Source organism: Kitasatospora sp. NPDC059648, assembly GCF_042734825.1.
Classification (GTDB): Bacteria; Actinomycetota; Actinomycetes; order Streptomycetales; family Streptomycetaceae; genus Kitasatospora.
Window position 1 is genome coordinate 48271 of sequence record NZ_JBHWDU010000018.1, and the last position, 12419, is coordinate 60689.

Below are 12419 nucleotides of genomic sequence, written 5' to 3' on the forward strand. Positions count from 1 at the left end.
TGTGCGCCCCGGGGTCGTCCCGGCCGTTCCGGTGCCTGCGGTCAGCCGCCGCTGCCGTAGGTGGTGTTCGCGCAGATGTCGTCGTCCGCCGAGCGGGCGTCGTTGGTGACGGTGGTGGGCAGCGGCGCCGCGGGCGTCTGGGCGCCCGGGGTGGTGCTCGCGGTGCCGGCCGTGGACGTCCCCATGCCGTTGGCCGCGGCGAAGTCCTGGCCGACGATCACCGAGATGCCCCGCGCACTGCTGGGCTCCAAACTGGCGCCGGGGAACAGCGCGGCGACCTTCTCCGCGTTCGCCTTCTGGCTGGCGCTGTACTCGATCGTGGTGGCCTTGTACTTGGTGCTCGCCGCCTGGCCCGCCGTGCTGGCGGTGAACTTGGCGCCCTTGAGCAGGTCGGTCGCCTTGCCGGCCAGGCCGTTGGCGAGGGTGCCGTTGTAGACCGCGACCTTGATCGAGGCGTTGGAGGCGTCACCGGCCGGGGCGGCGGACGTGCTGGGCGCGGCCTGCTGCGGGGCGGCGCTCGGGCTGGCGCCGGCATCCGGCTGCTGGCCGGTGGCGTTCTGGCCGTCGATGGTCTGGTCGGCCTTGAGGGTCTCCCAGAGCTTGTTGGCGTCCGGCTGGACCAGGTCGATGTTGGCGTCCTGGGTGCGGTAGCGCCAGGGCGCCGTCACGAACTTGAGGTCGTGCATGTCGATGTTCTTCAGCGACAGCCCGAAGGAGAGCAGCTTGTCCGCGGAGTCCAGCCCCGGGTCGACGGTCAGCGACTTGGTCGCCGCGTCGGCCAGCGGCAGCAGGTTGGTGGGGCTCATCCCCTCCTTCTTCATCTTGGTGGCGAGCGAACTCATGAAGGCCTGCTGGCGCTTCATCCGGCCGATGTCGGAGCCGTCGCCGATGCCGTGCCGCAGGCGGACGTAGTCGAGCGCCTGCTGGCCCTGGACGGTCTGCTTGCCCTGCGGGAGGACGAGGTTGCCCTTCTTGTGCAGGTTGGGGTTGATGTCGCCCTCGTAGATCGGCTTCGGCAGGCAGACGTCCACGCCCTCGACGGCCTTGGTCATCGCGGCGAAGCCGTTGAAGTCGACCACGATGGTGTGGTCGACCCGGATGCCGGTGAGCTTCTCCACCGTGTTCTGGGTGCAGGCCGGGTTGCCGTTGTCGCTGCCGCCGGTCGAGAAGGCGGCGTTGAACAGGTCGTTGCCGCCCTTGGTCCACTTGCCGTTGGGCAGCTTGCAGGACGGTATCTGCACCATCGCGTTGCGCGGGATCGAGATGCCGACGGCGTGCTTGTGGTCGGCGTAGACGTGCAGCAGGATCGTGGTGTCCGAGCGGGCGCCGCCGTCCTCGCCGCCGCCGAGGTCGGAGTTGTTGCCGCCCCGGCTGTCGGAGCCGATCAGCAGGACGTTGACCGGCTTGTTGCCGTCCGCGTCGGCCTTGGCCTCCGGCGGGCGGTCGGTGGAGATCGCGTCGGCGTCGAAGGACTTGATGTTGGCGTTCAGCTTGAAGTAGATCGCGCCGCCGGCGCCCGCGATCAGCACCAGCACGCCGGCCGCCGACCAGGCGACGATCTTCTTCACGTTCTTCTTGGGCTTGGCGTTGCGCCGCGCCGCCGCCCGTCCGCCGGAAGCGCCGTCCGCCGCGCCGCCGCCCTTGCCCTGCGCGGCGCGACGGGCCTCGGCCCGGCCGCCGGAGCGCGGCGCGGGCACGCTGCCCGGTGTACCTTCCGCCGGGAGCGCGTCGGGCGCGCCCTCGCCCCGAGCCGGGCTCTCGCCCCTCCGACCTGACATGCGCGTACCTTTCACCGACGGAAGCGACGCCCCGGACGATCTGGCGCACCGCACAGGGGGAGACGACCAGAACCGCTCCCTGGTTGTACGTACGAAGGTCGGCACAGTCCGACCATCGTGGCTTCCGATCATATTGAGACCGAAGGTGATCACTGACCTCCGGTACACCAACCATCCCGGCAGCCACAGGGAGATCCCGTTACAGAACCTCCCGAAAAGCTACTTTTCGGACTCGGTGCGACGCCGGCCCAGAAGACGCAGGGGATGCCTCCGTCGGGCCGGGCGTCGACCACGGGGCCCTGCTGGGCCACGTTGGTGCCCGGGTCGGTCGGGGCGCTGGTGGGGCGGTCGGAGGCGACGCCGGTGAAGGCGGTGCCGAGGGTGACCACGACGTGGCCGGCGGCGGCCGAGGCGGACTCCGCGGCGGTGGCGCCGTAGCGGGCGGCGATCCGGTCGGCGGCGTCCTTGGCGCCCTTGCCGTAGGCGACCGTGGTGGTCTTCGGCCTGCTGGCGGCCGGGCCGGTGCGGCCCTCCTTGAAACCCGGGCCGACCAGGACCTCGGCCTCGTTGGCGGAGGACACCCCGGCGGCGGATGAGGCGTTGAACACGTCCACCACGGCGGGCGCGGCCGCCCGGGTCGGGTCTCGGCCGGGGCCGTGCTCGCGGTGGCGCCCGGGGCGGCGGTGTCGGTGGGCGCGGCGGCCGGGGCCGCGGCGGCGTCCGCGCAGCCGAAGAACTGCTTGACGATCTTCTGGATCTGCGGCGGGTTGACGAGGTTGACGTCCCAGAACCGGCCGGGCCAAAGCGGCTCGTCGTCCAATCATCAATCGCCGCAACCCCCTTCCTGGCGGGTGAGGGTCCGGCCTGTGCGGGTGACCTGAGAGCGGCGGGATGCACGTGGGCCCCCTCCTGGGAAGAGGCGGCCCACATGAGTTTCGCCAATTCTTCTACCGCACAGTGCAATTGACTCCCCAACAATCCCGAAGCGCTCTTGCCGGGCTCATGACAGTCGGCGACTCTGTACTGCCATCCCTCAACGGCCACCCCCAACGGCCGGGCTGGCGCGTGCACCTCCTGCTCGCCCCCAACGAAGGAGCCACATGCGCAAGTTCATGATCCGCCTCGCCACCCTGGCGGCGGCCGCCACCACCCTCGCCGCCCCCGCGGCACCGACCACCGCGGCGGCCGCCCAGAGCCTGTCGTTCCGCCCCCTCGCGTACAACACCAACGGCTACAACTGGGGCGGCTACGCCGCCACGGGCAGCGGCTTCACCTCGGTCTCGGCCTCCTGGACCGAGCCGGACGCGGTCTGCAACTCCACCAACGACCTCTACGCACCCTGGGTCGGCATCGACGGGTACGGCTCGTCCACCGTGGAGCAGACCGGCGTGGCGACCGACTGCTCCAGCGGCAGCCCGGTGAACCAGGCCTGGTACGAGATGTACCCGGCGAGCCCGGTCTACCTGAGCCTCAGCTCGTACCCCGTATCGGCCGGCGACCACATCAGCGCATCGGTGACGTACGCCGGGAGCAGCCGGTACACCCTCAAGCTGTCCGATTCCTCGCAGGGCTGGACCTACACCACGACCAAGTCCGTCTCGGCGCAGCGGACCAGTGCCGAGGTCATCATCGAGTCGCCGACCGGCTCCTACCCCGACTTCGGCACCCTGAGCTTCACCTCGGCGACGGTCAACGGCAAGTCCCTCGGCTCCTTCAGCCCGGTCGCGCTCGACCCCAGCTCCAACGGCACCTACGAGGCCCGCACCAGCGGCCTCGGCTCCAGCGGCACCAGCTTCACCGACACCTTCCTGGCGGAGTAGCCACCGCATCGAGGAGCAGGAAGTCGGCCGGGCCGACTTCCTGCTCCTCGGCACTTCACGGGGCGTGGTGGCAGGCCCAGGCGATTGCGCCGAGGCTGCCGAGACCCCCGGCGTCGTCCATGTGTGTGAGGACAGGGCCGGCCCCCCAACTGGCCTTCGAACCAGCCGCAGGGGAGGCCTTTTCGTAGCCGCCACCGAGGCCTGGCACGGGCATCTCCCCCAACGGCCCACCCGGTCTTCTCCTACGGTTCTCGAGCTGCGGAAACGTGCGCCACCGCTGCGGCGACGAGTGCGACGCACCCGCCGAGCAGCAGCACCGTCGACGGCGACGAGGCGTCGACGACCGCACCGCCGACCAGGGCACCGAGCGAGATGGTGGCCTGGAACGAAGAAGTGAAGACGACCGTGGCCGCCTCCGGCGCGTGCGGGGCCGCGCGGACGAACCAGGTCTGGGCACAGACCGGGACGGCACCGTAGGCGAGGCCCCACAGCACGAGCAGCAGTGCCGCGACCGGCCAGGTGGCCCCGAGGGCGGGCAGCAGCAGGACGGCAGCGGCGAGCAGGCCGATGGCGAGGGTGAAGGTGGCGCGCCGCCGGGCCGCCCAGACTCCGCCCACGACGTTGCCGACGACGCCCGCGGCCCCGTACACCAGCAGCAGCACGGTGACGGCGTCCGGGCCGACCTTGGTGACGTCCTCCAGGAACGGGGTCACGTAGGTGTACGTACCGAAGTGGGCACTCACCAGGAGGAGAGTCACCACCAGCCCGGCCCGGACCGCCCGCGTGCGCAGCAGCCCCCGCAGGACGGCGAGGCGGGTGGGGGCCTCCGGCGGCAGCGGGGGCAGGGTCGCGGCGAGGGCGGCGAAGACAGCGAGGGTCAGCAGCGCCATGGCCGCGAAGGCCGCACGCCACCCGGCCAGGTGGCCGAGCAGCACCCCGGCGGGCACGCCCAGGACCGACCCCAGCGGAACGGCCGAGAAGATCACCGTGTTGGCCCGGGCCTGCCACTCCGCCCCCGCCACCAGACGCGGCGCGAGTCCGGCCCCGACCGACCAGAACCCGCCGATCACCACTCCGAGCACGAGCCGGGCGGCGAGCACCGCCCAATAGCCGGGCGCGAGCGCACTGACGAGATCGGCCAGCGCGAGGGCCAGCACGAGCCCGCACAGGACCCGGCGCCGGTCGGCCCGCCGAACGGCGGCCGTGACGACCGGGGCGGCCACGGCCGCGACGATCCCCGGCAGGGTCATCATCAGCCCGGCGGTGCCGTCCGAGATCCGGAAGGTGTCGCCGATCGGGGTGAGCAGGCCGATCGGCAGGATCTCGGTGGTCACGACGGAGAAGATCCCCGTCATCACGGAGACCACGGCCAACCAGCTGCGCACGGAGGTACGGGCAGCAACGGGCGGTGTGAGCAGAGAAGTTGTGGGCACGCAACCAGTCCAACAGCGGTGCCGGGCCCCGGCTGGCGCGATTGCGACCTCAACGTCCGAAGGGCCCTGGCCCGACCGACCGCGTCCCGGGACGTGATCTGACGGAGTTTTTGACGAAACTGCCAACAACTGGCACGATCCCCCCATGGCACGCCCGAGGAAGTTCGACACCGAGGCCGCGATCGATGCGGCCATGAACACCTTCTGGTCCAAGGGGTACACCGCGACCTCGACCGACGACCTGGCCGAGAGCACCGGCATGCTGCGCGGCAGCCTGTACAACGCCTTCGGCGGCAAGCGACAGCTTTTCGAGCTGGCACTGCGCCGCTACCGCGAGGGCGGCGCGGCCGGGAGCGCCCCCCTGCCGGCCGACCTGCCACCGCTGGAGCTCATCCGGCGACTGCTGCTGACGGGGGTGAACCAGGCCGCGGCCGATCACCGCGGCTGCCTCGCGGTCAACACCGTCACCGAACTGGCGCTGCGCGAGCCCGAGTTGGCCCAGCTGGCCCGCCAGGCCTTCGTGCCACTGGAGGCCAGGCTGATGACGGCGGTCGAGAACGGCCGGCTCCGCGGCGAGATCCGCTCGGACCGCACCCCGCAGGCGCTCGCCCGCCAGGTGATGGCCGGGTTCCACGGCCTGCTGCTGCAGGCCAAGGCGGGCTTCGAACCCGAGTCGCTGCACGCGACCGTCGACGCGATCGTCGAGGACCTGCGCGCCTGATCACCGCACCCCCGGGCCCGCCCGGGCTTCCTCGCACCCAAGTTTTTGGCACTTTCACCAACAACTATTCGGCCGGAGGCTCCCCATGCCCCTGCTCCCCGTCGTCCTGGCGGCCTTCTTCATGTACGGCTTCGACGGCAACGTCGTGAACGTCGCCCTCCCCGCCATCCGCGCCGACCTCGGCGCCGGCCAGGCCGCCCTCGAACTCGTCGTCGCCGGCTACGTGTTCAGCTACGCCACCGGACTCGTCCCCGGCGGCCGGCTCGGCGACATCCTCGGCCACCGCCGGATGTTCCTGACCGGCATGGCCGCCTTCACCGTGGCCTCCGTGCTGTGCGGGCTGTCCCAGTCCCCCACCCAGCTGGTGCTCGCCCGGATGCTCCAGGGCCTCACCGCCGCCGCCATGGTCCCCCAGGTCCTCGCCCTGATCACCACCGCCGTCCCCGCCGAGGGCCGGGCCCGCGCCCTCGCCTGGTTCGGCGTCACCGGCGGACTCAGCGGCGTCTGCGGCCAGCTGCTCGGCGGCGTCCTGCTCGACGGCGACCTGTTCGGCCTCGGCTGGCGCGCCGTGTTCCTGGTCAACCTGCCGGTCGGCCTGATCGTCCTCGCCGTCGCCAGCGCCGTCCTGCCGCGCACCGCCACCGGCCGCCGCCCCGCCCCCGACGGCATCGGCGTGCTCGCGGTCTCCGGCTCGCTCGCCCTGGCCCTCGTCCCGCTCGTCCTCGGCCGGGAGGCCGGCTGGCCGCTCTGGGCCTGGGCGATGCTCGCCGCCGCCGTCCCCGCCTTCCTCGCCGCCCTGCGCTGGGAGGGCCGCCTCGCCGCCCGCGGCGGACAGCCGCTGCTCGACCCGGAACTGCTCCGCGGCCGGGTCTTCCGCACCGGGCTGGCCGTCAACGCCGCCTTCATGGCCTTCTTCGCCGGCTTCGTCTTCGTCATCAGCCTCACCGTGCAGACCGGCTTCGGCTACAGCCCGCTGCGCTCCGGCCTGGTCTTCACCCCGATGGCCGTCCTCGCCATGGCCGGCTCGCTGACCGGAAAGCGCCTGCTCCCCCGCTACGGGCTGCGCGTCCCGGTCGTCGGCGGGGCGGTCACCGCCCTCGGCCTGCTGCTCACCGCCCTCGTCCTGCAGACCGTCGACCAGCGCGACGTCCTGTCCTGGCTGCTCACCGCGATGGCCCTGACGGGCATCGGCAACGGCCTGGTGCTGCCCTCGCTGATCGGCGCTCCGATGGCCGGCATCGCCCCCGAGCGGGCCGGCACCGCCTCCGGCACCCTCTCCACCACCCAGCAGTTCGCCTCCGTCACCGGAGTCGCCGTGATCGGCGGCAGCTACTTCGCCCTCCTCGACCACCACGCTCCCGCCACCGCGGCGGCCGCGGCCAGCTGGCTCGCCCTCGCCGCCGTCCTCGCCATGATCGGCCTGACCGTCCGCCTCTCCCGCGCGACCGCGGCCCCCGCGCCCGCGCCCGCTGGTGCTTCCGGGGCCCCTGCGCCGGCCGCGGCCCGGCCGTGACGCCCCGCTCCTGCGGCCTGGCGGACCTCGACGCCGCCGACCAGCGAATCCGAACGGACCTCGACCACCGCGCCACGGGCTCACCGGCCGGGGCTCCCTCCGGGTTCCGAAACGGCCCGGGCCCCGGGCAGTGGCTGAACCACTGCCCGGGGCCCGGGCCGTCGGTGGGGAGGTACGAAGACGGGGGACGTCAGCCGCGGGTGCCGGCCTGGGCGTCCCTCGCGTCGTGCGCGGCGAAGAACTCCTCGGCGATCGCCCGGGTGCGCGCAGCTCGGCGACCGGCTCGCCGATCACCCGGCCCGCGAGCTCACCGGCCAGCCGGATCACGTCCTCCCGCAGCTCGGCCTCGGCCAGCACCCGGTCCGCCGCCAGCTGCACCTGCGCCTCGGCCAGCATGGTGTCCCGCAGCGCCTGCCCCTCGGCCCGCAACCGCGCGATCAGCGCCGCCCCCTCCTCGGTCGCCGTCTGCCGGATCACCGCCGCCTCGTGCCGCGCCGCGACGAGCTCCGCCTGGAACTCCTCGTACACCCGCTGGGCCTCCGCCCGCGCCGCCTCGGCCCGCTCCACACCACCCTCGGTGGCATCCCGGCGCTCTCCGAGCAGCTTCTCGATGCGCGGTACCAGCACCGCCCCGAGAACGCCGAATATCAGGAAGAAGCAGACGAGTCCGATGACGAGCTGTGAAAGATCCGGCTTCAAAGGTCCCATGTCGTCAAGATAGTTGAGCCTCCGTCGCCCAATCTCGGCGGGGGCCTTCAGCCGAGTCCGCTAGGGCTTGCCCGCTCGGCGGGCTCCGGCCCCTTCGACATCGGGCGGCCGTCCGGCCGGCGGTGCGGCGCCGTCCACGAGCGGCTCGGCCGCAGGGAGCTTCAGCAGGTCGACCGGGATCATCACCAGCGCGGTGGTGCCGTCGGAGCGCGGCCTCAGCTGGACCCGGATGCCGTGCCGCAGGGCCAGGCGGCCGACCACGAAGAGGCCCATGCGGCGGGAGACGGAGGCGTCGACGATCGGCGGGTTGGCCAGCCGCTCGTTGATCTCACCGAGGTCGTCGGGACTGAAGCCGATGCCGGTGTCGTGGATCTCGACCAGTACCCGGCCGTCCGGCAGGACGTGGGCGACGACCGGGACGAAGGACTGCGGCCTGGAGAACGAGGTGGCGTTCTCCAGCAGTTCGACGAGCAGGTGGACGAGGTCGTCGACCACGCGGCCGGCGACCTCGGCCGACGGCACGGCGAGGAGCTCGATGCGCTCGTGGTGCTCGACCTCGGAGGCGGCGGCGCCGAGCACGTCGACCAGTGGAACGGGCCTGGTCCAGCGGCCGCCCCGGTCCTCACCCGTCAGGACGAGGAGGTTCTCACCGTTGCGGCGCACGCGAGCCGCGAGGTGGTCCAGCTTGAACAGGTCGGCCAGCCGCTCCGGGTCCGTCTCCCGGCGCTCCAGCTCTGCGAGCAGTCCCAGCTGGCGCTGGATGAGGCGCTGGCCGCGGCGCGACAGGTTGGCGAGGACCGACTCGGAGCTGCCGCGCAGCAGGGCCTGCTCGACGGCGAGGCGCATGACCGACTCGAAGCAACGGGCCAGCCGTCCCACGCTGTCACGTCCGTGGATGCCGACGGACGGGAGCCTCAGGTCGTGCCCGTTCTCCGGGACCCGACCGGAGGTGATCCTCTCGATCAGCTCGGGCAGCTGCGATTCGCTGATCTTCTCCACGGTCTCACGGAGTTCGCGCAGGGCTCCGGACGTCGTCCGGAAGCTCAGGCGTCGGCCCTCTTCCACGATCTCCTGGGCGTCGGCGCACGCCGACCGCCGCACCCCCTCGGCCTCCTCCCGGACGCGCTCCGCCTCGGCCCGCACGGCCTCCGCCCGCTCCGCGGCCTCTCCCACCAGGCGGGCGGCCTGCTGCCGTGCCTCCTCCAGCACGAAGGCCGCCTCCGCCTCGGCTCGGGAGCGCAGCTGCCGTGCGTGTTCCTCCGCCGCGCCGACCGCCTCCTCCGCCGTCCGCTCCGCCGTCTCGACCAGCAGCTTGGTGGCGTTCCGGACGCGCCCCAGCGGGGACTGGAGCTGCCGGTTGAGCGTCCGGAGGTCCACCCACCGGCGGCGCCAGTGGTCGATCAGCTCCGGGTGCGCCTTGTGGCCGCGCGGCTTCCGCCCGTCCACCGGCAACGGGTTGCTGACCACGCGGACGAACTCCAACAGGAAGTTCATCGCGGGCAGTCGTTTGCCGGTCAGGAGGTCGGCGAGGCCCGCCTTGGTCAGCTTGAACACGTCGGCGGCGCCGCAGATCTCACCGTACGAGGGCGCGCCGTGCTCGATGTGCAGCCGGTTCAGGTCCTCCACGAAGGCGGCGAACCGCTCGTCGTACGCGGCGGCGGCCGCGAGATCCGCCGGGTCGGGCCCTGCCGATCGGTCTGCCACGGTCTGCCTCCCGACCCCTCGTCAACTCAGTTGCTGGTCAGCCTACTTCGAACGACCGCGCGCGGTGTCGAACGTTGCTGAACGCCCGCCGACGAACGCGGCGTTCGAGATCGGCATCCCGGCATCCGAGCCCCCGCAGCCGCGTACGAGGACCGGCGGCGTCGTACGCCTGCCTGGGCCGTCGCCGGAACCTCTGGTCAGCTCGGACCATGACCGACGAAGACTTCGACTCCCTCCGCACGCCCCCCGGCACGTCCTCCGACGGCCACACCCCGCAGGCCCCCGACGCGGCCCGGCACCGGACACTCGACCTCATCGCCCTCGTCACCCTGCTCGCCATCGCCACGGGGGTCTACCTGGCCGCGGGCAGCGGAGGGTTCGAGGTGATCACCGGGGCCGGCGTCGGTCTCTACGGCCTCTGGCGCGCCCGCCGGTGAACAGCCGGAAACACGGCAGCACCCCGGCCGATCGTGTCGGCCGGGGTGCTGCGCTGCAGGTGGGGCATCAGGGGCTCGAACCCTGAACCTACGGATTAAAAGTCCGCAGCTCTGCCAATTGAGCTAATGCCCCGCGGCTCTCCGTAGCGGGCTGGTCCCGGGTGGGGAGGGCCACGGCGATCCTACCCGGTGGGCCCCAGGGCTCCGCCAGTGGATTGGGTGGGCGCGCCGGGCACGGGAGCCCGGGGCGGGCTGTAGTGCGCGGCGCGGACGCGGCGCAGCCAGGCCTCGGCGGGGCGGGGGTCGGGGGCGTCGGGCAGGACCCCGGGGCGGGAGAGGTGGTCGGCGGCGTCGGCGAGCAGGCGTTCGGCGGTGGCGGGGCGGTCGGCGATGCGTTCGCCCAGCTCACGGATTCTTTCCGGGTCGGGCAGCCGGATCAGGTTGTGGCCGGTGCGGTGCAGGCGGACGGCCTGCTCGACCAGCCGGACGAGGTGCCGGGCGTGCTTGGCCGCCCGGGCGCGGGTGGCGGGGGAGCCGGCGTCGCGGGTCAGCAGCTTGCGGAACTGCTGGTCCGCGTAGCCGAGGTAGGCCTTGCGGACGGCCGGTGCACTGAGGAAGCTCGACCGCATCCCGACCAGTTCGCGGCCGAGCGGGGTGACGGTCTCGTACAGGTCCTCCGGCAGCCAGACGAGTTCGGAGGCGGTCGGGTTGCAGGACAGCGCCAGCCGGCACCACTTCGCGGCCTCGTGCAGGGTGACGTCGGGCGCGGTGGTGACGTGCGACTCGGCGGGGCGGTGCAGGCCGTGCAACTCCTCGGTGGGAACGGCGAACAGGCCCAGCCGGTCGACGTCGGAGCCTGCGTGGGCGAAGCCGTACGCGGTGGAGCCGACGATGCCGGAGATCAGCACGGTGCCGGGGGCGGTGGGCATGGACGGTGCTCCTCTCGGACGGGCTGCTCCCGAAGGGGCTGGTCCCGAACGGGCGGCCGGAGCACGCATCCTCCCCCGGGCGGGCCGCGCCGGGCGAGCGATTTCCGGACCGGCGCCCGCCCGGCCGTCGATACTGGCCCCATGCAGCACGATCCCCTCCCGGAAACCGTCGGCGTCGAGAAGGTGCGGGCCTGGTGGTCCCACCGGCAGTGGCTGGACCGCCCGCACACCGGGGCGTCCGCCGCCGAGGTGCTGGCCGCCACCGGCTGGGCCCGTTCGGTCGGCGGCGCGGCCCCGTACCTGGGCCTGTTCGCGCGGGCCGGGCTCGGGCGGGCGGAGGTGGACGCGGCGGTGGCCGCGCTGGAGGTGCACGAGCTGCCGGCCGCCCGCGGCTGCACCTACGTGCTGCCGGCCGCCGACTTCGCGCTCGGCCTGGCGGTCGGCGCGGCCGCCCCGGAGGGCGAACTGGCCGCCGCGGCGAAGCACCTGGGGGTCGGCCGGGACGAGGTGGAGCAGCTCTGCCTGGCCATCGAGCGGGCACTGTCCGACAGCGGCCCGTTGGATCCGACGACGATCCGGGAGGCGGTCGGCGACGCCGTCCGGCCGCTCGGCGAGGCGGGCCGCAAGCGCGGCCTGTCGACCACCCTGCCGCTCGCCCTCGGGCTGATGCAGTCGCGCGGCCGGATCCGCCGAGTGCCGGTCAACGGCCGCCTGGACCAGCAGCGTTACGGCTACGTCGGCTGGGACCAGCCGGTCGCGGGGGACGCCGTCGACCTCGCCCGACGCTACTTCTCCTGGGCCGGGCCGGCCACCCTCGGGCACTTCCGCTGGTTCTCCGGCTTCACCGCCGCCACCGCCCGCCGGGCCGTCGCCGAGGCCGGGGCGGCGCCGCTCGAACCCGGCTCCGACCTGCTGATGCTGCCCGAACTCGCCCAGGAGTTCGCCGAGTTCGAGGCACCCACCGAGCCGCACTACACCCTGCTGGCCGGCATCGACGGCATCCACCTGCTGCACCGCGACCTGCCCCGACTGCTTGACCCGGCCGACGCCGCCCGCCCGCTGCCCGCCGGCCGGGCCGGGCGCACCTTCGGCGGCGAGGCCGACCCGCAGACCCACCTGGTGCTGGATCGCGGCCGGATCGTCGGCCTGTGGGAGTACGACACCGAGCGGGCCGAGATCGTCCACCAGTCCTTCGTCCCGCCGGACGACGCGCTGCGCGAGGCGGTGGCCCGCACCGAGGCGTTCGTCCGGGACGAGCTCGGCGACGCCCGCGGCTTCAGTCTCGACTCGCCGAGGAGCCGCGCCCCGAAGATCGCCGCGCTGCGGGCGACCGCGTCCGCGCAGCGGCGGGCCGGGTAACGGCGGGCCGGGTAGCG

10 protein-coding genes, 1 tRNA gene and 1 pseudogene are annotated in these 12419 nt (G+C 73.1%); 5 read left to right on the forward strand and 7 right to left on the reverse strand.

Annotation, left to right across the window (positions count from 1 at the left end):
- Positions 1–41: 41 nt before the first annotated feature.
- Positions 42–1697 carry an LCP family protein gene (locus ACFV1W_RS14035; protein WP_380416165.1) on the reverse strand — a complete coding sequence of 552 codons (1656 nt, stop codon included), beginning with the start codon at positions 1695–1697 and terminating at the stop codon, positions 42–44.
- Between the two features lie 230 nt (positions 1698–1927).
- Positions 1928–2386 (reverse strand): LytR C-terminal domain-containing protein, encoded by a 459-nt coding sequence (locus tag ACFV1W_RS14040; protein ID WP_380416167.1) that lies wholly within the window; start codon positions 2384–2386, stop codon positions 1928–1930.
- Between the two features lie 492 nt (positions 2387–2878).
- On the opposite strand from ACFV1W_RS14040, the gene ACFV1W_RS14045 reads away from it, so the two are divergent.
- On the forward strand, positions 2879–3598 hold the full coding sequence (locus ACFV1W_RS14045; protein ID WP_380416168.1) for a G1 family glutamic endopeptidase: 720 nt from the start codon (positions 2879–2881) through the stop codon (positions 3596–3598).
- Positions 3599–3840: 242 nt separating this feature from the next.
- Here the strand turns inward: ACFV1W_RS14045 and ACFV1W_RS14050 are convergent, their stop codons facing one another.
- Positions 3841–4983: an MFS transporter gene (locus ACFV1W_RS14050; protein ID WP_380416170.1), complete on the reverse strand. Its 1143-nt coding sequence runs from the start codon at positions 4981–4983 to the stop codon at positions 3841–3843.
- 193 nt (positions 4984–5176) lie between these two features.
- Here ACFV1W_RS14050 and ACFV1W_RS14055 point away from each other — a divergent pair, with 193 nt between their 5' ends.
- Both ACFV1W_RS14055 and ACFV1W_RS14060 read left to right on the forward strand, forming a co-directional pair.
- Positions 5177–5752: a TetR/AcrR family transcriptional regulator gene (locus ACFV1W_RS14055; protein WP_380416172.1), complete on the forward strand. Its 576-nt coding sequence runs from the start codon at positions 5177–5179 to the stop codon at positions 5750–5752.
- An 85-nt stretch (positions 5753–5837) separates the two neighbouring features.
- A complete protein-coding gene (locus tag ACFV1W_RS14060; protein ID WP_380416174.1) occupies positions 5838–7265 on the forward strand; it encodes an MFS transporter in 1428 nt (475 codons plus the stop codon).
- Between the two features lie 348 nt (positions 7266–7613).
- On the opposite strand, the pseudogene ACFV1W_RS14065 reads toward ACFV1W_RS14060, so the two are convergent.
- Positions 7614–7973 (reverse strand): annotated as a pseudogene (locus ACFV1W_RS14065) (hypothetical protein); the annotation flags it as partial.
- Between the two features lie 60 nt (positions 7974–8033).
- A complete protein-coding gene (locus ACFV1W_RS14070; protein ID WP_380416176.1) occupies positions 8034–9677 on the reverse strand; it encodes an ATP-binding protein in 1644 nt (547 codons plus the stop codon).
- Positions 9678–9886: 209 nt separating this feature from the next.
- Here ACFV1W_RS14070 and ACFV1W_RS14075 point away from each other — a divergent pair, with 209 nt between their 5' ends.
- Positions 9887–10114: a hypothetical protein gene (locus tag ACFV1W_RS14075; RefSeq protein WP_380416178.1), complete on the forward strand. Its 228-nt coding sequence runs from the start codon at positions 9887–9889 to the stop codon at positions 10112–10114.
- 60 nt (positions 10115–10174) lie between these two features.
- Here the strand turns inward: ACFV1W_RS14075 and ACFV1W_RS14080 are convergent.
- Both ACFV1W_RS14080 and ACFV1W_RS14085 read right to left on the reverse strand, forming a co-directional pair.
- A tRNA-Lys gene (locus tag ACFV1W_RS14080) sits at positions 10175–10247 on the reverse strand.
- 49 nt (positions 10248–10296) lie between these two features.
- Positions 10297–11043: a DNA polymerase beta superfamily protein gene (locus ACFV1W_RS14085; protein ID WP_380416180.1), complete on the reverse strand. Its 747-nt coding sequence runs from the start codon at positions 11041–11043 to the stop codon at positions 10297–10299.
- 141 nt (positions 11044–11184) lie between these two features.
- On the opposite strand from ACFV1W_RS14085, the gene ACFV1W_RS14090 reads away from it, so the two are divergent.
- Positions 11185–12402 (forward strand): DNA glycosylase AlkZ-like family protein, encoded by a 1218-nt coding sequence (locus ACFV1W_RS14090; protein ID WP_380416183.1) that lies wholly within the window; start codon positions 11185–11187, stop codon positions 12400–12402.
- Positions 12403–12419: the final 17 nt, after the last annotated feature.